The organism is Pseudomonas cuatrocienegasensis, assembly GCF_900110925.1.
GTDB classification, from domain to species: Bacteria; Pseudomonadota; Gammaproteobacteria; order Pseudomonadales; family Pseudomonadaceae; genus Aquipseudomonas; species Aquipseudomonas cuatrocienegasensis.
The window spans coordinates 57,185-76,800 of record NZ_FOFP01000009.1 but is presented as its reverse complement, the minus strand read 5'-3'; the positions used below and the strand labels follow the sequence as shown (position 1 = coordinate 76,800).

At 61.1% G+C, this 19,616-nt stretch carries 18 protein-coding genes; 10 read left to right on the top strand and 8 right to left on the bottom strand.

The genetic code is table 11. The features are described 5' to 3' along the window. Positions 1-19: 19 nt before the first annotated feature. From serS to ftsK, 5 genes are all read right to left on the bottom strand, one after another. Positions 20-1,300 (bottom strand): serine--tRNA ligase, encoded by a 1,281-nt coding sequence (serS, locus tag BMW49_RS13795; RefSeq protein ID WP_069517303.1) that lies wholly within the window; start codon positions 1,298-1,300, stop codon positions 20-22. Positions 1,301-1,384: 84 nt separating this feature from the next. Further along, a complete protein-coding gene (crcB, locus tag BMW49_RS13790) occupies positions 1,385-1,765 on the bottom strand; it encodes a fluoride efflux transporter CrcB (RefSeq protein ID WP_069517305.1) in 381 nt (126 codons plus the stop codon). Then, on the bottom strand, positions 1,762-3,087 hold the full coding sequence (locus tag BMW49_RS13785) for a replication-associated recombination protein A (protein ID WP_069517307.1): 1,326 nt from the start codon (positions 3,085-3,087) through the stop codon (positions 1,762-1,764). The genes crcB and BMW49_RS13785 overlap by 4 nt, the downstream gene beginning before the upstream one ends. A gap of 16 nt (positions 3,088-3,103) precedes the next feature. Next, on the bottom strand, positions 3,104-3,730 hold the full coding sequence (gene lolA / locus BMW49_RS13780) for an outer membrane lipoprotein periplasmic chaperone LolA (RefSeq protein ID WP_069517309.1): 627 nt from the start codon (positions 3,728-3,730) through the stop codon (positions 3,104-3,106). A gap of 31 nt (positions 3,731-3,761) precedes the next feature. Beyond that, a complete protein-coding gene (ftsK, locus tag BMW49_RS13775) occupies positions 3,762-6,164 on the bottom strand; it encodes a DNA translocase FtsK (RefSeq protein WP_069517311.1) in 2,403 nt (800 codons plus the stop codon). 223 nt (positions 6,165-6,387) lie between these two features. On the opposite strand from ftsK, the gene trxB reads away from it, so the two are divergent. The 4 genes from trxB to infA all read left to right on the top strand — a co-directional run bounded on the left by trxB (position 6,388) and on the right by infA (position 9,188). Next, on the top strand, positions 6,388-7,338 hold the full coding sequence (gene trxB, locus BMW49_RS13770) for a thioredoxin-disulfide reductase (protein ID WP_069517313.1): 951 nt from the start codon (positions 6,388-6,390) through the stop codon (positions 7,336-7,338). A gap of 45 nt (positions 7,339-7,383) precedes the next feature. After that, positions 7,384-8,064, top strand: a complete 681-nt coding sequence (gene aat, locus BMW49_RS13765; RefSeq protein WP_069517315.1) for a leucyl/phenylalanyl-tRNA--protein transferase — start codon at positions 7,384-7,386, stop codon at positions 8,062-8,064. Between the two features lie 97 nt (positions 8,065-8,161). Next, entirely contained in the window at positions 8,162-8,869 is a 708-nt protein-coding gene (locus BMW49_RS13760) for an arginyltransferase (protein ID WP_069517317.1), read from the top strand. Between the two features lie 100 nt (positions 8,870-8,969). Next, positions 8,970-9,188, top strand: coding sequence for a translation initiation factor IF-1 (infA, locus tag BMW49_RS13755; protein WP_002553999.1), 219 nt, complete (start codon positions 8,970-8,972; stop codon positions 9,186-9,188). A gap of 89 nt (positions 9,189-9,277) precedes the next feature. On the opposite strand, the gene clpA is transcribed toward infA, so the two are convergent. Both clpA and clpS read right to left on the bottom strand, forming a co-directional pair. Then, positions 9,278-11,548 carry an ATP-dependent Clp protease ATP-binding subunit ClpA gene (clpA, locus tag BMW49_RS13750; RefSeq protein WP_069517319.1) on the bottom strand — a complete coding sequence of 757 codons (2,271 nt, stop codon included), beginning with the start codon at positions 11,546-11,548 and terminating at the stop codon, positions 9,278-9,280. 29 nt (positions 11,549-11,577) lie between these two features. Beyond that, positions 11,578-11,940 carry an ATP-dependent Clp protease adapter ClpS gene (gene clpS / locus BMW49_RS13745; protein WP_069517321.1) on the bottom strand — a complete coding sequence of 121 codons (363 nt, stop codon included), beginning with the start codon at positions 11,938-11,940 and terminating at the stop codon, positions 11,578-11,580. Positions 11,941-12,151: 211 nt separating this feature from the next. Between clpS and cspD the strand changes: the two genes are divergently transcribed. Next, positions 12,152-12,415, top strand: a complete 264-nt coding sequence (cspD, locus tag BMW49_RS13740) for a cold shock domain-containing protein CspD (protein WP_069517323.1) — start codon at positions 12,152-12,154, stop codon at positions 12,413-12,415. A gap of 57 nt (positions 12,416-12,472) precedes the next feature. Here the strand turns inward: cspD and icd are convergent, their stop codons facing one another. Beyond that, positions 12,473-13,729, bottom strand: coding sequence for an NADP-dependent isocitrate dehydrogenase (icd, locus tag BMW49_RS13735; protein WP_069517325.1), 1,257 nt, complete (start codon positions 13,727-13,729; stop codon positions 12,473-12,475). Positions 13,730-14,095: 366 nt separating this feature from the next. Here icd and BMW49_RS13730 point away from each other — a divergent pair, with 366 nt between their 5' ends. From BMW49_RS13730 to BMW49_RS13710, 5 genes are all read left to right on the top strand, one after another. Next, positions 14,096-16,321, top strand: coding sequence for an NADP-dependent isocitrate dehydrogenase (locus tag BMW49_RS13730; protein ID WP_069517327.1), 2,226 nt, complete (start codon positions 14,096-14,098; stop codon positions 16,319-16,321). 139 nt (positions 16,322-16,460) lie between these two features. Then, positions 16,461-16,901: an NUDIX hydrolase gene (locus tag BMW49_RS13725; protein WP_069517329.1), complete on the top strand. Its 441-nt coding sequence runs from the start codon at positions 16,461-16,463 to the stop codon at positions 16,899-16,901. Between the two features lie 60 nt (positions 16,902-16,961). After that, positions 16,962-18,080 (top strand): tRNA 2-thiouridine(34) synthase MnmA, encoded by a 1,119-nt coding sequence (mnmA, locus tag BMW49_RS13720; RefSeq protein ID WP_069517331.1) that lies wholly within the window; start codon positions 16,962-16,964, stop codon positions 18,078-18,080. Beyond that, a complete protein-coding gene (hflD, locus tag BMW49_RS13715; protein WP_069517333.1) occupies positions 18,077-18,697 on the top strand; it encodes a high frequency lysogenization protein HflD in 621 nt (206 codons plus the stop codon). Before mnmA ends, hflD begins: the two co-directional genes overlap by 4 nt. Positions 18,698-18,742: 45 nt before the next feature. After that, a complete protein-coding gene (locus tag BMW49_RS13710) occupies positions 18,743-19,558 on the top strand; it encodes a DMT family transporter (protein ID WP_244168341.1) in 816 nt (271 codons plus the stop codon). The last annotated feature ends 58 nt before the right edge of the window (positions 19,559-19,616 follow it).

The following is a 19,616-nucleotide window of genomic DNA, read 5'->3' as shown; positions in this document are numbered from 1 at the left end:
ATCACCCGCAGATGGACGCTCAGCCGATGACCTCGATGCCGCCCATATAAGGCTTGAGCACCTCAGGTACGCGAATGCTGCCGTCGGCTTGCTGATAATTTTCCAGCACCGCCACCAGGGTACGGCCTACGGCCAGGCCCGAGCCATTGAGGGTGTGCAGCAGCTCCGGCTTGCCGGTTTCCAGGTTACGGTAGCGCGCCTGCATGCGCCGCGCCTGGAAGTCGCCACAGTTGGAGCAGGAGGAGATTTCGCGGTACTTGTCCTGACTCGGCACCCAGACTTCCAGGTCATAGGTCTTGGTTGCGCTGAAGCCCATGTCGCCCGTGCACAGCGCCAGGACGCGGTAGGGCAGTTCAAGCAGCTGCAGGACCTTCTCGGCGTGCCCGGTCAGTTCTTCCAGTGCCTCGAAGGATTTGCCCGGCTCGACGATATGCACCATTTCGACCTTGTCGAACTGGTGCTGGCGGATCATCCCGCGGGTATCGCGGCCGGAGGCGCCCGCTTCGCTACGGAAGCACGGCGTATGGGCGACGAACTTCAGCGGCAGCTGTTTGGCATCGAGAATCTCACCGGCCACGATATTGGTCAGCGACACCTCGGCAGTCGGAATCAGGTAGAAGTCCGCCTCGCCTTCGCGGCTGATCTTGAACAGGTCTTCCTCGAACTTCGGCAATTGGCCAGTGCCCTGCAGGGCCGGCGCCTGCACCAGGTAAGGCGTGTAGGCTTCTTCGTAGCCATGCTCGCTGGTGTGCAGGTTGATCATGAACTGGGCCAGTGCGCGGTGCAGGCGGGCAATCGGCCCACGCAGCAGGGCGAAGCGCGCGCCGGAGAGTTTGGCGGCGGTCTCGAAGTCCAGCCAGCCATGCTGCTCACCGAGGCTGACATGGTCCTGCACCGGGAAATCGAACGCCGTCGGCGTACCCCAGCGACGCACTTCGACGTTGCCCTCTTCGTCCTCACCCACCGGCACCGACTCGTGGGGCAGGTTAGGGATATTCAGCAGCAGGTTGTCGAGCTCGACCTGGATGGCGTCCAGCTCACGCTTGCCCTCCTCCAGTTCGCTGCCCATGCGGTCGACATCCGCCAGTAACGGCGCGATGTCTTCACCGCGCTGCTTGGCCTGGCCGATGGCCTTGGAGCGGCTGTTGCGCTCGGCCTGCAATTGCTCGGTGCGGGTCTGTACGGTCTTGCGCTGGGCTTCCAGGGCCTCGAAGCGCGCGGTGTCGAGGGCAAAGCCGCGAACGGCCAGGCGCTCGGCCACGTCGTGAAGCTGGGTACGAACGAGTTTGGAGTCGAGCATGTTCAGGTCTCAATACATCAACGAAAAAAGTCAGGCAGCCGCAGAGCGGTGCGAGGTGTGGCGCAGTTTAAGGCTTAGCGCCGCTCAGTGCAGCAAGCGCGCAAGGCTCAAACCACCCCAGGCGGCCAGCAGACCGCCGAAAATACTGCACAGCAGGTAGGCGCCGGCTTCTGGCAGACGCCCGGCCTCGAGCAGTTTGAGCAGCTCCAGGCTAAAGGATGAGAACGTCGTCAAACCGCCGAGAAAGCCCACGGTCAGGCCGGTGCGCAGCTCCAGCGGCAAGTCGGTGCGCAACAGAAACAGCCCCGAGAGCAGGCCGATCAGCAAACAACCGATGATATTGACGGTAAAGGTCGCCAGGTAAAAATGCCGCGGCCATTGAGCCACGGCGTAACTGGCCACCAAAAAACGCAACACGCAACCTAGTGCACCGGCGAAGGCGACAGCCAAGGCAACCCGGATCATGGCTCTCTCCGCTTTTTCGGGCTGTCGGCATCCTGCTGAGCCAGGTGCGCGAGCTTGTCGCGAATCTTCAGCTCCAGGCCACGGGGCACTGGCTGGTAGTACTGACGCGGCGTCAGGGACTCGGGGAAATAGTCTTCGCCGGCGGCGTAGGCATCAGGTTCGTCATGGGCGTAGCGGTATTCGTTGCCGTAGCCCAGCTCTTTCATCAGCTTGGTCGGCGCGTTGCGCAGGTGCAGCGGCACCTCCAACGAGCCGCTCTCGGAGACGTCGCGCATGGCCGCCTTGAAGGCGTTGTACACCGCGTTGCTCTTGGGCGCGCAGGCCAGGTAGACGATGGCCTGGGCTACGGCCAGCTCACCCTCCGGGCTGCCCAATCGCTCTTGCACATCCCAGGCGTTGAGGCACAGGGTCAGGGCGCGCGGGTCGGCATTGCCGATGTCCTCGCTGGCCATGCGCACCACGCGCCGGGCGATGTACAGCGGGTCGCAGCCGCCATCGAGCATGCGCGCAAACCAGTAGAGCGCACCGTCAGGGCTGGAGCCGCGCACCGACTTGTGCAGGGCGGAAATCTGATCGTAGAACGCCTCGCCGCCCTTGTCGAAACGCCGCTGGGTATCCCCGAGCAGGTCACGCAGCAACTCGACACTGATTTCGCTGCCATCCTCGGCCAGGTCGGCAGCATTCTCGAGAAAGTTGAGAAAGCGCCGGCCATCGCCGTCAGCCGCGCTCATGAGGATGCGAAAGCTCTCCTCCGGCAACTGCAGATGGCGCTCACCCAGCCCCTTGGCGTCGCTCAGGGCGCGGCTGACCAGTTTGCGCAACGCCGCCTCGTCGAGGCTTTTGAGCACATACACCCGGGCCCGCGAGAGCAAGGCGTTGTTTAGCTCGAAGGACGGGTTCTCGGTGGTGGCGCCGATAAAGATCAGCGTGCCGTCTTCCACATAGGGCAGAAAGGCATCTTGCTGGGACTTGTTGAAGCGGTGCACCTCGTCAACAAACAGGATGGTCTGGCGCCCGTACTGCGCGGCATGCTGCTGGGCCACCTCGACCGCCTGACGGATCTCCTTGACCCCGGACAAGACCGCAGAAATGGTCACGAAGTGCGCCTCGGAAACATCGGCAAGCAGCCGCGCCAGGGTGGTCTTGCCCACACCTGGCGGCCCCCAGAAGATCATCGAGTGCAGCGCGCCCTGCTCCAGCGCCTCGCGCAGCGGCTTGCCGCGAGCCAGCAGATGCTCCTGACCCACGTACTCATCCAGGCTGGCGGCACGCAAGCGAGCGGCCAGGGGCTGGGCGACAGGGGCGCGGGCAAACAGATCCATGGCGGTTAAGGGGCTCTTATTCCTGAATGACGTCGGCGCCTTCCGGCACCTCGAAGGTGAACTGCGCGTCATCGACGGGCTGGTTCATCTTGACGGCCAGAAAGAGGATATTGGTGCGCTGACCGATGCTGTCGATCAGTTGCATATCATTGAGCACACCGGCCCGGAACGACAGGCGCAGGCTGTCGAACAGGGTGTCCTTGGATTTCGGCTTGAGGATGAAGTCCACGACATTGCCGCCTTCCTTGAAGGTGATGTCGAAGTTGTCCTGGATCTGCGACACATCACCAGACAACAGCAGCGCTGGGGTGTGGGTCAGGCGCTGGTCCAGGGCCTGAATGGTGACCTGCTCCAGATCCGGGTCATACAGCCAGACTTTCTCGCCATTGGAGACCAGCAGTTGCTCCATCGGCTCATCGGTGTGCCAGCGGAACAGCCCAGGACGCTTGAGCGCCAGCTCGCCGGCGGTCTCCTGCAACTGGGTGCCGCTGCCATCGAGGGTCAGCTGGGAGAAACGCGCGGTCAGGGTCTGGGCCTGATCGAGCAGCTGAGTCAGGCGCTGCACGGCAGCGGCATCCTCAGCCTGAGCGGTGAGGCAGGAAACGCTGAGTACGGCTAAAAGCAACAGGCGATAAAGGCGCATTGAAGTCCTCGTAATAGAGCAAAAAAGGGTGTCAGTCGCGCGTAGGCCCTGGGGCAATTACTTCACGCGAGCCATTGGTATTCATCGAGGTCACCACGCCGGCCATTTCCATGGCTTCGATCATCCGTGCGGCGCGGTTGTAGCCGATCTTCAGTTTGCGCTGCACTGCAGAAATAGAGGCGCGACGGCTTTCCAGCACGAAGTTCACAGCCTCGTCGTACAGCGGATCATCTTCGCTGTCGTCGCCACCCTCGCCACTGCTGCCTTCGAAGCCACTGCCGGCCTCCTCCACGCCCGCCAGAATCTCTTCGTTGTAGTCCGGCGCCCCACGCAGCTTCCAGGCTTCGACCACGCGGTGCACTTCCTCGTCGGAAACAAAAGCGCCATGCACACGAATCGGCAGGCTGGTGCCCGGAGGCATGTAGAGCATGTCACCGTGGCCGAGCAATTGCTCGGCGCCGCCCTGGTCGATAATGGTCCGCGAGTCGATCTTGCTCGACACCTGGAACGCCATGCGGGTTGGAATGTTGGCCTTGATCAGACCGGTGATCACGTCCACCGACGGGCGCTGGGTCGCAAGAATCAGGTGAATGCCTGCGGCTCGTGCTTTCTGGGCGATACGGGCAATCAGCTCTTCAACCTTTTTGCCGACGATCATCATCATGTCGGCGAACTCATCGACCACCACCACGATGGTCGGCAGCGGTTTGAGCAGCGGCGCTTCATCGTGCATGCTCTCGCGCTTGTACAGCGGGTCGGCGATCGGCGTACCGGCCTCGATGGCGTCCTTGATCTTGCGGTTGAAGCCCGCCAGGTTGCGCACGCCCATCTTCGACATCAGCTTGTAGCGCCGCTCCATTTCGGCGACGCTCCAGCGCAGTGCGTTGGCGGCCTCCTTCATGTCGGTAACCACTGGGCAGAGCAGATGGGGAATGCCTTCGTAGATCGACAGCTCGAGCATTTTCGGGTCGATCATGATCAGCTTGGCCTCTTCCGGGCTGGACTTGAACAGGATCGACAGGATCATCGCGTTGACCCCAACCGACTTACCCGAACCGGTGGTACCGGCCACCAGCAAGTGAGGCATCTTTGCCAGGTCGGTGATCACCGGTTTGCCGCCAATGTCATGGCCCAGGGCCAGGGTAACCGGCGACTTGGCTTCATCGTACTCGCTGGACGACAGCACCTCGGAAAAGCGCACGATCTGCCGGTCTTCGTTGGGGATCTCGATACCCACCGTGGTCTTGCCGGGGATCACCTCGACCACACGTACACTGGTCACTGCCAGCGAGCGCGCCAGGTCTTTGGCCAGATTGGAAATGCGGCTGACTTTGACCCCTGCGGCCGGCTGAATCTCGTAACGGGTGATGACCGGGCCGGGGTGGATGGAGTCGACCGTGACCTCGACACCGAACTCCTTCAGCTTGATCTCCAGCAGGTGGCCAACGCCGGCCAGCGACTCGGGGGAATAGGCGACTTTCTTGACTTCGGCAGGGTCGAGAATGGAAATCGGCGGCAGTGTGCCTTCGACGGCGCTGTCGACAAACAGGGATACCTGTTTCTCTTTCTGCACCCGCTTGCTCGGCTCCACCGCTTTTGGCGCCGCCGGCGGCGTAATCACCGGTGCCGGGCGACTCTCGCGCTCCATCATGTGCTTGTTCAGGGCGTCTTCGCGCTCGATCAGACGCTCCTTGACCCGCGCTTGCTCGCGGCGATCACGCACCACGGGCGCGGCGACCTCATTCACCCGCTCGTCCACCTCACGCAATTGCGCGACCAGTTGCTTGCGGTCCTGACGCGCACTCCACCAGCGGTTGACCAGAGTCTGCACCAGCTCGACCAGGTCCAGGGTGATCTTGCCGGTCAGGTCCATGACCTTGAACCAGGACAGATCAGTGAACACAGTGAGGCCGAAGAGAAACAGTGAGATCAGCAGCAGCGTACTGCCCTGCACGTTGAGCGCATTGATCGCCAGATGACCGAGGCTCTCACCCAGCGCGCCACCTGAAGACGCGGGCATGCTGTTGCCCGACTCGAAATGGATATAGGCCAATGCGGCCCCCGACAGCACCAGAAATACCAGGCCAATCAGGCGCCAGGAGAACAGCCAGCCACTCCACTGCCAAGGCTGGTGGCGCGAGCGGAACACCTGCAGAGTCTTCACGCCCAGCAGCAGCGGGAACAGGTAGGCAAAGTAACCTAGCGCCATAAACAGGATATCGGCGAACCAGGCCCCGGCACGTCCAGCGGCATTCTGCACCTGCTCGACATTGCTGGTGTGGGTCCAGCCCGGATCAGCCGGGTCATAGGTCAACAGCGCCATCCACAGATACAGGCACAGGGCCCCCAAGGCGATGAGCGCGCCTTCCTTGAGTCGGGAGGGCAATTGCTGGCGCCACAGCGGTGCCTGAGTGGTGGGGCTGGAGTTCTTCAAAACGGGTTTATTCCTGCGTCGGCGTGGCGCCGAGTGGTCGATTAGCAATGATCTGCCCTATTGTACGACTTTAGCTTTGTGCTGCCATGTGCTGCGCAAGCCCCTGGCCGCGCACGGCTCCCGCTCGCCACCTGCTTCGGTGTAGCATACCCGGCAACATCACTCCTGCGGCTCAATTGGAGCACGCATTCTCTTTTGTGACAAAGGCTTATGAGGGGTTTTTATGAGCGAAGTCAAGCATTCCCGCCTGATCATCCTGGGCTCCGGCCCCGCCGGTTACAGCGCTGCCGTCTATGCCGCCCGCGCCAACCTCAAGCCCGTCATCATCACCGGCATTCAACCCGGCGGGCAACTGACCACCACCACGGAAGTCGATAACTGGCCGGGTGATGTGGAAGGCCTGACCGGCCCGGCACTGATGGACCGCATGCAAAAACATGCGGAGCGTTTCGACACCGAGATCGTCTACGACCACATTCATACTGCCGAGTTGCAGAGCCGCCCCTTTACTCTCAAAGGTGACAGCGCTACCTACACCTGCGATGCCTTGATCATCGCTACGGGCGCCTCCGCGCAGTACCTGGGCCTGCCTTCCGAGGAAGCCTTCGCCGGCAAGGGCGTATCAGCCTGCGCGACCTGCGACGGCTTCTTCTACCGCAACCAGGTAGTGGCCGTGATCGGCGGCGGCAACACGGCTGTTGAAGAAGCCCTGTACCTGTCGAACATCGCCAAGGAAGTGCACCTGATCCACCGCCGCGACAAGCTGCGTTCGGAGAAGATCCTGCAGGACAAACTGTTCGAAAAAGCTGCTAACGGCAATGTGCGCCTGCACTGGAACCACACCCTCGAAGAAGTGCTGGGTGATGCCACTGGCGTAACCGGTGTGCGCTTGAAAGACACACAGACTGGCAACAGCCACGAGCTGCCCCTGGCTGGCGTCTTTATCGCCATTGGCCACAAGCCCAACACCGAGCTGTTCCAGGGTCAGCTGGAAATGCGCGATGGCTACCTGCTCGTCAAGGGCGGCGGTGATGGCAACGCCACTGCGACCAGCATCGAAGGCGTGTTCGCCGCCGGCGATGTCGCCGACCACGTCTACCGCCAGGCCATTACCTCGGCCGGCGCCGGCTGCATGGCCGCACTGGATGTGGAAAAGTTCCTCGACGCCCTCTGAGCCTGCGGGCGGCAACGCCGCCCTCCCCCACTTCGGTGCTTGGCCATGCTGACCTGGTTGTCGCGCGATTCTCTGGCATTCCCGCCCCTGCAGCAGGCGTTGCGTGAGCCCAACGGGCTGCTGGCCGCTGGCGGCGATCTGAGCGCCGAACGCCTGATCGCCGCCTACCGGCACGGCTGCTTCCCCTGGTACCAGGATGGCCAACCGCTGCTGTGGTGGTCGCCCGACCCGCGCACCGTGCTGTTTCCCGACGAACTGCATGTATCCCGCAGCCTGACCAAGGTTTTGCGTCAGCAACGCTTCACGGTCAGCTTCGACCAGGATTTTGCCGCTGTCATCGCCGCCTGTGCCGCGCCGCGCGACTATGCCGATGGCACCTGGATCACCGACGCGATGCAACAAGCCTACCTGGAGCTGCATCGCCGCGGTCTGGCCCATTCGGTCGAGGTACGCCAGGATGGCGTGCTGGTGGGCGGCCTGTATGGCCTGGCCATGGGTCGTTTGTTTTTCGGCGAGTCAATGTTCAGCCGCACCGACAACGCCTCCAAGGTCGGTTTCGTAACCCTGGTTCGTCATTTGCAGGCCGCCGGTTTCAGTCTGATCGACTGCCAGATGCCAACCCAACATCTGCACAGCCTAGGCGCGCGGGCCATCAGCCGGGCAAGCTTTGCCAGCTACCTGGCCCGCGACCTTGATCTGCCCTGCCCAGTCGACTGGCGCGCCTAGGCGTGCGCCAAACCCTGGCTTACACTGATCAAAGCCTGTTGTCGTTTCATGCAGTGAAACCGGCACACGCCCTGTAGCTCCCTAGCGAGAGTCGACCATGACCGAACTGGCGCGGCTGAAGTTCTATGCCACCCAACCCCATCCCTGCAGCTATCTGCCCGACGAACAAGCCACCACCCTGTTCCTCGACCCCAGTCAGCCCATGGATGAGACCGTGTATGCCGAACTTTCAGAAATGGGCTTTCGCCGCAGCGGAGACCACCTGTACCGCCCCCACTGCCAACGCTGCACCGCCTGCCTGCCGGCACGCATCCCCGCGGCCCGCTTTACCCCCAACCGCCAGCAACGCCGGGTACTCAAGCGCAACCAGGACTTGACCGTACGCAGCGTGCGGCCCACGTTCACGGACGAGTATTACGGCTTGTATGTGCGCTACATCGAGCAGCGCCATGCCGACGGTGACATGTACCCGCCGAGTCGCGAACAGTTCGCCACCTTTTTGGTCAGGGATTTGGCCTTTTGCCGTTTTTTCGAGTTCCGCAAGGACGGGCGCCTGCTGGCCATCGCTGTTACCGACGTCTTGCCCAATGGCCTCTCGGCGGTCTACACCTTTTATGAACCGGGCGAGGAACAGCGCAGCCTGGGCCGCTTCGCCATCCTCTGGCAAATCAACGAAACCCTGCGCCTTGGCCTTGAGGCGGTCTACCTCGGCTACTGGATCAAGGCCTGCCGCAAGATGAACTACAAGACCCAATACCGGCCTATCGAGCTGTTCGTTAATCAGCGATGGGTCGCCCTTACCTGAAGTCCTTGGCGTAAACCACTATTTTCGGGCACAATGCACGCCGCTTTTGCCTGGGGCCAGTTGCGCCGGGCCATTCATTGGATACCGAGGGCTTTACTGCATGTCGAAAGAAGACAGCTTCGAAATGGAAGGCACTGTCGTCGACACCCTGCCCAACACCATGTTCCGTGTGGAGTTGGAAAATGGGCACGTCGTAACCGCGCACATCTCCGGAAAGATGCGCAAGAACTACATCCGCATTCTCACTGGCGACAAAGTGCGCGTCGAGTTGACGCCTTATGACTTGAGCAAGGGTCGTATTACCTACCGCGCCCGTTAATCGGCTGCGCGTCACGCCCCAGCGCTGCAAGCACCCATAAAAACGCCCGGCTTATGCCGGGCGTTTTTTGTTGGGCGAAACAGCAGTGATCAGGCCAGTTCGGCGGTTGTCTCAAAGTCGAAGGTCAGCTCACCCGCGACAAAGTCGATATGCACCACACCACCATGCTCGGCCAGTTCGCCAAAGAGAATCTCTTCGGCCAGCGGTCGCTTGATCTTGTCCTGGATCAAGCGCGCCATCGGACGAGCGCCCATATGCACGTCATACCCCTGCTCGGCCAGCCAACCGCGCGCCGCCTCACTAACTTCCAGAGTGACATGCTTGTCCTCAAGCTGCGCCTGCAGTTCGGTAAGGAACTTGTCGACGATGCTCTTGATGACTTCGTGGCTCAGGCGGCCGAACTGAATGATGGTATCCAGACGGTTACGGAACTCCGGTGTGAAGCTCTTCTTGATCACCTCCATCGCATCGGACGAATGGTCCTGATGGGTGAAACCAATCGATGCCCGCGAGGCTGTCTCGGCACCGGCGTTGGTGGTCATGATCAGGATCACATTGCGGAAATCCGCCTTGCGCCCGTTGTTGTCGGTCAGGGTGCCGTGGTCCATGACCTGCAGCAGCAGGTTGAAGACTTCCGGATGGGCCTTTTCGATTTCATCGAGCAGCAGCACACAATGCGGTTGCTTGGTGATCGCCTCGGTCAGCAGCCCTCCCTGGTCGAAACCGACATAACCAGGTGGCGCACCGATCAGCCGTGAAACGGTGTGCCGCTCCATGTACTCGGACATGTCGAAGCGCACCAGCTCGATCCCCAGCGCCTTGGACAACTGACGCGCCGCCTCGGTTTTGCCCACACCGGTCGGACCAGCGAACAGGAAGGAACCCACCGGTTTGTCGGGCGCCTTGAGCCCGGCTCGCGACAGTTTGATAGCCGTAGACAACGAGTCGATGGCCGCCTCCTGGCCGAAGACCGTGAGCTTGAGATCGCGCTCCAGGTTACGCAGCAACTCCTTGTCGGAGCTGGACACATGCTTCGGGGGGATACGCGCGATCTTGGCGACGATATCTTCCACCTGCGCCACCTCGATACGCTTCACGCGGCGCTCCAGTGGCTGCAGGCGCTGGTAGGCACCGGCTTCATCGATCACGTCGATGGCCTTGTCCGGCATGTGCCGGTCGTTGATGTAGCGCGCAGCCAGCTCGGCCGCTGCACGCAGGGCCTCGTCGCTGTACTCGATACCGTGGTGCTGCTCGAAACGCCCCTTGAGGCCCTTGAGGATGCCATAGGTGTCATCCACGGAGGGCTCACTGACATCAACCTTCTGGAAGCGCCGCGCCAGGGCACGGTCCTTTTCGAAGATGCCGCGGAACTCCTGGAACGTGGTGGAGCCAATGCAGCGAATCTCACCGGAAGAGAGCATCGGCTTGAGCAGGTTGGATGCATCCATCACCCCGCCCGATGCCGCACCGGCGCCGATAATGGTGTGAATTTCATCGATGAACAAAATGGCGTGTGGACGCTTGCGCAGCTCGTTGAGCAGCGCTTTGAGGCGCTTCTCGAAGTCACCGCGGTACTTGGTTCCGGCCAGGAGAGCGCCTAGATCCAGGGAGTAAACCACGCTATCAGAAAGCAAATCGGGCACTTGGCCATCTACGATGCGCTTGGCAAGCCCTTCAGCGATGGCCGTCTTACCTACGCCGGCTTCGCCAACCAGCAACGGGTTGTTCTTGCGCCGGCGAGCAAGAATCTGCGCGACACGCTCGACTTCACTCTCGCGCCCGACCAGCGGGTCAATGCGTCCCTGGCGGGCCTGTTCGTTCAGGTTACTGGCGTAGGCATCCAGCGGATTGCTAGAGGCAGCCGCTTCACCGCCCTCTTCGTCCTGCATTTCCTGCTCGGCTTCCGGATGGCCACTGTGACCGGGCACCTTGGAAATACCATGGGCAATGAAATTGACCACATCAATGCGCGCGACGCTTTGTTGCTTGAGCAGGAAGACTGCCTGGCTTTCCTGCTCGCTGAAAATCGCCACCAGCACGTTGGCGCCTGTTACTTCACGCTTGCCGGAACTCTGCACGTGAAATACGGCGCGCTGCAGAACACGCTGAAAGCCCAGGGTTGGCTGAGTCTCACGTTCTTCATCGTGCTGTGGAATCAGTGGCGTGGTGGAATCAATGAACTCCTGCAGATCATGCCGCAGCTTGTCCAGGTTGGCACCGCACGCACGCAGGACGCTGGCGGCAGCCTCGTTATCCAGCAGCGCAAGCAGCAGGTGCTCAACCGTCATGAACTCATGACGCTTGGTACGTGCCTCCTTGAAGGCTAGATTGAGGGTGACTTCGAGCTCTCGATTTAACATAGCTTCACCTCATGCCCCAATGGCCGGCGTTAACCGTCCTTCTCGATCTCACAGAGTAGCGGATGCTGGCTCTCCCTAGCGTATTGATTAACCTGCATCGCCTTAGTTTCGGCTATATCTCGCGTATACATGCCGCACACGGCCCGACCTTCGGTATGGACGGTGAGCATCAGTCGCGTAGCCACCTCGCGGTTCATGCTGAAGAACACCTCAAGCACTTCAACCACAAAATCCATTGGCGTGTAATCGTCATTAAATATGACCACCTTATACAGAGGAGGTGCCTGCAACGCCGGCCTGGCCTCCTGCACGGCAACACCGGAGCCATCGTCCTCATGCGTGGTGGGGCGATCCTGATTGAATGTTAGTCGAATCTGGCTACTTGCATGCATGCTGGGATACGGATTCTTGATTGGGCGAATAGGCACTGGATGGAGTTTGACCAGCTTCTCGGTCTATTGCAGCTGCGCCTTGACTATAGGCAAAACGGTGTTACAAACAATGAATGCCCCTTCTGGGCATCAGGGTTTCCCGGCGGCAACTGTCGGGGTGACGAAGTGGATGATACTCCAGTGATGGAGTGCTTTGCAGAGGGATATCAGCATGGTCAGCGGTAAGGTCAAGTGGTTCAACAACGCCAAGGGCTATGGATTCATCCTTGCTGACGGCGGCGATGAGGACCTGTTCGCCCATTACTCGGCGATTCAGATGGATGGCTACAAAACGCTCAAGGCGGGCCAGCCGGTCAGCTTCGATATCATCCAGGGCCCTAAAGGCCTACATGCCGTGAATATCAGCACCGTCATGGCAAATGGCGACACCTCGTCGACGCCAATGGCTACAACTCGCGCTACCGCCCAAGCCTGACCCTCAGCACCACTTGGGCAGAAGACCGGCCGCAAGGTCGGTCTTCGCGCGCCCGCATCACATGTGCGAGATCATCGCATCACCAAACTCCGAGCATGACAGCAAGGTCGCGCCCTCCATCAGCCGCTCGAAGTCATAGGTCACCGTCTTGGCGGAAATCGCTCCGTTGGTGCCTTTGATGATCAGGTCGGCCGCCTCGCTCCAGCCCATATGCCGCAACATCATTTCCGCCGAGAGAATAAGCGAACCCGGATTGACCTTGTCCAGCCCGGCGTACTTGGGTGCCGTACCGTGGGTCGCTTCGAACATTGCCACGTTATCGGACAGGTTGGCGCCCGGCGCAATACCGATCCCGCCGACTTCAGCCGCCAGCGCGTCGGAGAGGTAATCGCCATTGAGGTTAAGCGTGGCGATCACATCGTACTCGGCCGGGCGTAACAGAATCTGCTGCAGCATGGCGTCGGCAATGGCGTCTTTGACGACGACATTCTTGCCGGTACGTGGATTCTTGAACTGCATCCAGGGCCCGCCATCGAGCAAGGTAGCGCCAAACTCATCGGCCGCAATCTCGTAAGCCCACTCTTTGAACGCCCCTTCGGTGAACTTCATGATGTTGCCTTTGTGCACGATGGTCAGCGAGTCGCGGTCGTTGTCGACCACATACTGCAGTGCTTTACGTGCCAGGCGCTTGGTGCCCTCCCTGGAAACCGGCTTGATGCCGATACCGCAATCCTGGTCGAAACGGATCTTGGTGACGCCCATCTCCTCCTTGAGGAACTTGATCACCTTGTTCGCCTCAGGCGAGCCAGCTTTCCACTCGATACCGGCATAGATGTCTTCGGAGTTCTCGCGAAAGATGGTCATGTCCACGTCGCCAGGCTTCTTCACCGGACTGGGCACGCCTTCGAACCAACGTACTGGGCGCAGGCAGACATACAGATCGAGCTGTTGGCGCAGGGCAACGTTCAGAGAGCGGATACCGCCGCCGACCGGCGTGGTCAGCGGCCCCTTGATGGATACGACGTAGTCCTTGACCGCATCCAGGGTTTCCTGTGGTAGCCAGGTGTCCTGATCGTAGACCTGGGTAGCTTTCTCGCCGGCATAGACCTCCATCCAGGAAATCTTGCGCTGGCCGCCATAGGCTTTCTCGACAGCGGCATCGACCACCTTGATCATCACCGGGCTGATGTCTACGCCGATGCCATCGCCTTCGATGAACGGGATGATCGGATTGTTCGGTACATTGAGCGACATGTCGGCGTTTACGGTGATTTTGTCACCCTGGGCTGGCACTTGGATCTTTTGGTATCCCATGCTGAACTCCGTCTGATGTATGAACTGTGCGCGTCTCCCGAGGGTACTCCACATGAAACGGGCGAAACCATATGTTCATTGGTCTTATGCGCAAGGGCATTCTGCGACGCCCTGACGCAGTGGTATACTCCACCCATGACTAACGAGTCATAAGGAGCGGATAGCCTTGGACAAGGCGCCCTGCTTCTTGATCCCGTCGATACGCTACCGTGGCTCGACGGCTCGAAATGTTCGACACTCTACTGGTGCATCCCACATCACTGCGGCGAGTCCTCGACGTACGGCTCGATACTTCAGGAGCCAAGGCGCCTATCTGCGCATGTCGAGTTTCTGTGCACGCTCAGCAAAGAAGAGAGTTAACTCTAAATGCCCACCCGTTCGAAGATCATCTATACCTTCACCGACGAAGCCCCGGCCCTGGCCACCTATTCGCTTCTTCCCATTGTAGAAGCCTTCGCTGCCTCCGCAGATATCGCCGTCGAAACGCGCGACATCTCCCTGGCAGGTCGAATCCTGGCGAGCTTTGCCGATCAACTGGGTGCAGACAAGCAGATCGAGGATGACCTCGCCGAGCTTGCCGTACTGGCCACCTCGCCAGACGCCAATATCATCAAGCTACCGAACATCAGCGCGTCGGTACCGCAGCTCAAAGGCGCCATCGCCGAGCTGCAGGCCCAGGGCTACGCCATTCCGGACTTCCCGGAAGACCCGCAGACCGACGCCGAGAAAGAAGCCCGTGCGCGTTACAGCAAGGTCCTCGGCAGCGCCGTGAACCCAGTGCTGCGCGAAGGCAACTCGGACCGTCGCGCGCCTGCAGCGGTCAAGGCTTTCGCCCGCAAGCACCCGCACTCCATGGGTAAGTGGAGCATGGCCTCGCAATCCCACGCCGACTACATGCGCGGCGGCGACTTCTTCTCCAGCGAACAGTCGATCACCATGGCCAAGGCCGGTGATGTACGCATCGAGTTCGTCGGCAAAGACGGCAAGGTCGAGGTCAAGAAACAACTCGCCCTGCAAGAAGGCGAAGTCTTCGACAGCATGTTCATGAGCTGCCGCAAGCTGCGCGAGTTCTTCGAGAAGACCCTGCAAGACTGCAAAGAGACGGGCGTGATGTGGTCCCTGCACGTCAAGGCGACCATGATGAAGGTCTCCCACCCGATCGTCTTCGGCCACGCCGTCAGCGTCTACTACAAAGACGTATTCGACAAATACGGCAAGCTGTTCGAAGAGCTGGGCGTCAACCCGAACAACGGTATCAGCAGCGTCTACGACAAGATCAAATCCCTGCCGGCTTCGCAGCAGGAAGAAATCCTCGATGACATCCATGCCTGCTACAGCCACCGCCCGGAAATGGCGATGGTTGACTCGGTCAAGGGCATCACCAACCTGCACATCCCAAGCGACGTGATTGTCGACGCCTCGATGCCGGCAATGATCCGTAGCTCCGGGCAGATGTGGGGCAAGGACGGCAAGCTCAAGGACACCAAAGCGGTGATGCCGGAAAGCACCTACGCCCGCATCTACCAGGAAATGATCAATTTCTGCAAAACCAATGGCGCGTTCGACCCCACCACCATGGGCACCGTACCGAACGTTGGCCTGATGGCGCAGAAAGCCGAAGAGTACGGCTCCCACGACAAGACCTTCGAAATGAGCGCCAATGGCAGCATGCGTGTGGTCCTCGCCGACGGCACCGTACTGATGCAGCACGAAGTGGAAGCCGGCGATATCTGGCGCGCCTGCCAGACCAAAGATGCGCCGATCCGTGATTGGGTCAAGCTGGCCGTCACCCGCGCCCGCCAGTCCAACACCCCGGCAATCTTCTGGCTCGATCCAGAACGCGCTCACGATCGTGAACTGCAGAAAAAGGTTGAAACCTACCTGCAGGACTACGACCTGAACGGCCTGGATATCCGCATGATGGGCTACAACGAAGCCATCCGCGTGAGCATGGAGCGCCTGATCCGTGGCCAGGACACCATTTCGGTGACCGGCAACGTACTGCGTGACTACCTGACCGATCTGTTCCCGATCATGGAACTGGGCACCTCGGCGAAGATGCTCTCCATCGTGCCGCTGATGGCCGGTGGCGGCATGTACGAAACCGGTGCAGGCGGCTCGGCACCCAAGCACGTGCAGCAGCTGATCGAAGAGAACCACCTGCGCTGGGACTCGCTCGGCGAATTCCTTGCCCTGGCGGTCTCCCTGGAAGAAACCGGGATCAAGACCAGCAACCCGAAAGCCAAGATCCTGGGCACCACCCTCGACGCGGCCACCGGCAAACTGCTGGACAACAACAAGTCGCCGTCGCGCAAGACCGGCGAGCTGGACAACCGTGGTAGCCACTTCTACCTGGCGCTGTACTGGGCCCAGGCCCTGGCTGAGCAGACTGAAGACCGCGAGTTGCAGGCCCGCTTCGCACCGCTGGCCAAGACCCTGAGCGCGCAGGAAGCGACCATCGTCGCCGAACTCAATGCCGCTCAAGGCAAGCCGGTCGATATCGGTGGCTACTACCGCTCCAACCCGGAGCGCACCAGCCAGGTCATGCGCCCGAGCGCGACGTTCAACGCCGCACTGGCTGAACTTGCTTAAACGACGCTAGTCGCTGCAAGGCATCACGCCACACAGAACCCCGGCCCTCGTGCCGGGGTTCTGTGTTTTCGCCTGCCGTAAAGTGGCAACTGCACTGATATGATCTGCGCATCCAAACCTCGAAGGCAGCGCCCTACCTATGCAATGGCAACCCCACATTACCGTCGCCACCGTTATTGAAGATGACGGCAAGTTCCTGCTGGTCGAGGAAATGGCCGAAGGTCGAGCGGTGTTCAACCAGCCCGCCGGACACCTGGAGGCCAACGAAAGCCTGCTGCAGGCAGCGATCCGCGAAACCCTCGAGGAAACCGGCTGGGATGTCGAGCTGAGCGGCATTACCGGCATCTACCTGTACACCGCGCCGAGCAATGGCATCACCTACCAGCGCGTGTGCTTCGCCGCCAAGGCCCTGCGCCACCATCCAGAGCTGCCGCTCGACGACGGCATCATTGGCCCACGCTGGCTGAGCCGCGATGAACTCGCCGCCCAACCAGAGCGCTGGCGCAGCGAACTGGTGCTGCGCTGCATTGACGACTACCTGAGCGGGGCGTGTTTTCCCCTGAGCCTGATCCGCGATTAACGGCCACACCGCTGCGCCTGCTAGAATCGCGCTCTTTTCAACACTGTGCCCAGTATTCCCATGCAAGATCCAACTACCACGCGCGTCATAGTCGGCATGTCCGGCGGCGTCGACTCCTCCGTTTCCGCCCTGCTGCTGCTTGAACAGGGCTATCAGGTCGAAGGCCTGTTTATGAAGAACTGGGACGAAGACGACGGCACCGACTACTGCACCGCCATGGACGACCTGGCCGATGCTCAGGCCGTGTGCGACAAAATCGGCATCAAACTGCATACCGCCAACTTTGCCGCCGAGTACTGGGACAACGTGTTCGAGCATTTCCTGGCCGAATACAAGGCCGGACGCACGCCAAACCCGGACATCCTGTGCAACCGTGAAATCAAGTTCAAGGCGTTCCTCGATTACGCCCTGATGCTGGGCGCCGACCTGATCGCCACCGGTCACTACGTGCGCCGCCGCGACATCGACGGGCGCACCGAACTGCTCAAGGGCCTGGACCCGAACAAGGACCAGAGCTACTTCCTGCATGCGGTGGGCGGCGAACAGATCGCCAAGACCCTGTTCCCGGTCGGCGAGCTGGAAAAGCCCGCCGTGCGCGCCATTGCCGAGAAATATGCCCTGGCCACGGCGAAAAAGAAGGACTCCACCGGCATCTGTTTTATCGGCGAACGGCGTTTCAGCGATTTCCTCAAGCAATACCTGCCCGCCCAGCCCGGCATCATTGAAACCACCGAAGGCCAGGCGATCGGCAAACACCACGGCCTGATGTACCACACCATCGGCCAGCGCCAGGGCCTGGGTATCGGCGGCCAGAAGGACGCCAGCGACGAGCCCTGGTACGTGCTCAAAAAGGACCTGACGCGCAATGTACTGATCGTCGGTCAGGGTAACGAGCACCCTTGGTTGTTCTCACGGGCGTTGCTGGCGTCCGAAATCTACTGGGTCAACCCGGTCGACCTGAGTACGCCGCGCCGCCTCACCGCCAAAGTCCGCTACCGCCAAGGCGACCAGGCCTGCACCCTGGAAAAAACCGCCGACGGCTACCGCGCCACCTTCGACGAACCGCAGCGCGCGGTAACTCCCGGCCAGTCCGTGGTGTTCTACGACGGCGATATCTGTCTAGGCGGCGGCGTCATCGAAACAGCCGAACCCTGGTACCACGAGGACGCACGCCCATGACCCCGACTCAGGAGCAGTTAGTCGCCCTGGCCGCCGTTTTCGAAGCCACGGCCCTGGTCGACAAGGTCGCCAAGACCGGCCAGATCAGCGAAGCGGCCCTGGGCTGCATGCTCGGCAGCCTGCTGATCCGCGACCCAAAGACCACCCTTGACGTCTATGGCGGCGACGACCTCAACCTGCGCGACGGCTACCGCGCCCTTGCCAGCGCCCTGGAGCGCGACCCCGGCACATTGCAGCGCGACCCATTGCGCTACACGCTGGGGCTGCTGAGCCTGGAACGGCAACTGGCCAAGCGCGATGACCTGCTGCAGATCATGGGCAGTCGCCTCGATCAAATCCAGCAACAGGTCGAACACTTCGGCCTGGTCCACGAAAACGTCATCGCCTCGTGCGGCGGCCTGTATCAGGACACCATCAGCACCTTCCGCCAGCGCATTCAGGTGCAAGGCGACATGCGCCATTTGCAGCAGCCGAACAACGCCTCAAAGATCCGCGCCCTGCTACTCGCCGGTGTCCGCTCGGCGCGTCTGTGGCGCCAGCTTGGCGGACATCGCTGGCAGTTGGTCTTCAGCCGCGGTCGCTTGCTCAAAGAACTCTACCCGCTGCTGCGCGGCTAACCGATGAGCGGCCGGCAGACTCGGCCACTGCAAGGCGCAGCACTGTTGGCGCTGTCTGCCTTGCTGTTCGCCCTGATGGGCGTGGGCATTCGCGAACTCTCCGGGTCGGTCAACAACGAGTCGGTGGTGTTCTTTCGCAATGCCGTCGGCCTGCTGTTGTTTCTTCCCCTGCTGCTTATCAAGGGCGTGCGGCCATTGCGCACGACGCGCCTGCGCGCCCATCTGTGGCGCACCGGCTATGGCCTGGCAGCCATGTACTGCTTCTTCTACGCCATCGCCCACCTGCCGTTGGCCGACGCCATGCTGTTCACCTACTCGGCGCCGCTGTTCACCCCGCTGATCGCCTGGTGGTGGCTCAAGGAGCCGCTGAATCCGCGTATTCTGCTGACCTCGCTGCTGGGTCTGGCCGGCGTACTACTGGTGGCACGGCCCTCTGCGGCACTGTTCGAGGGTCAGGCATTGGTCGGCCTGGCCGCCAGCATTATGGCCGCGTTCGCCTTCGTCTCCATTCGCGAGATGAGCGACACCGAGCCGACCTACCGCATCGTGTTTTACTTCACGCTGTTCAGCACCCTCGCCTCCGCCATTCCTTTGCTCTGGGCCTGGCAGCCGCTGGATAGTCATACCCTGCTTCTGCTGCTGGGTATCGGCCTGCTGGCGACTGTCAGCCAACTGATCATGTCCCAGGCCTATGCCTTGGCCCCGCCTGGGCTGATCGGACCGGTGGCTTACCTGGCCATCGTCTTCGCCGGCGTGATCGCCTGGTGGCGCTGGGGAGAAACCCCCGGTTTGACCTCATTGCTGGGTGCCGGGCTGATTTTTTCTGCCAGCTTGCTGGCCATTCTGCGGCGCAAGGCCTGAGTCGCGCCCACAGGCACGACGAATTCAGGACGATTTCATGTATGATATGCGCCCTTTT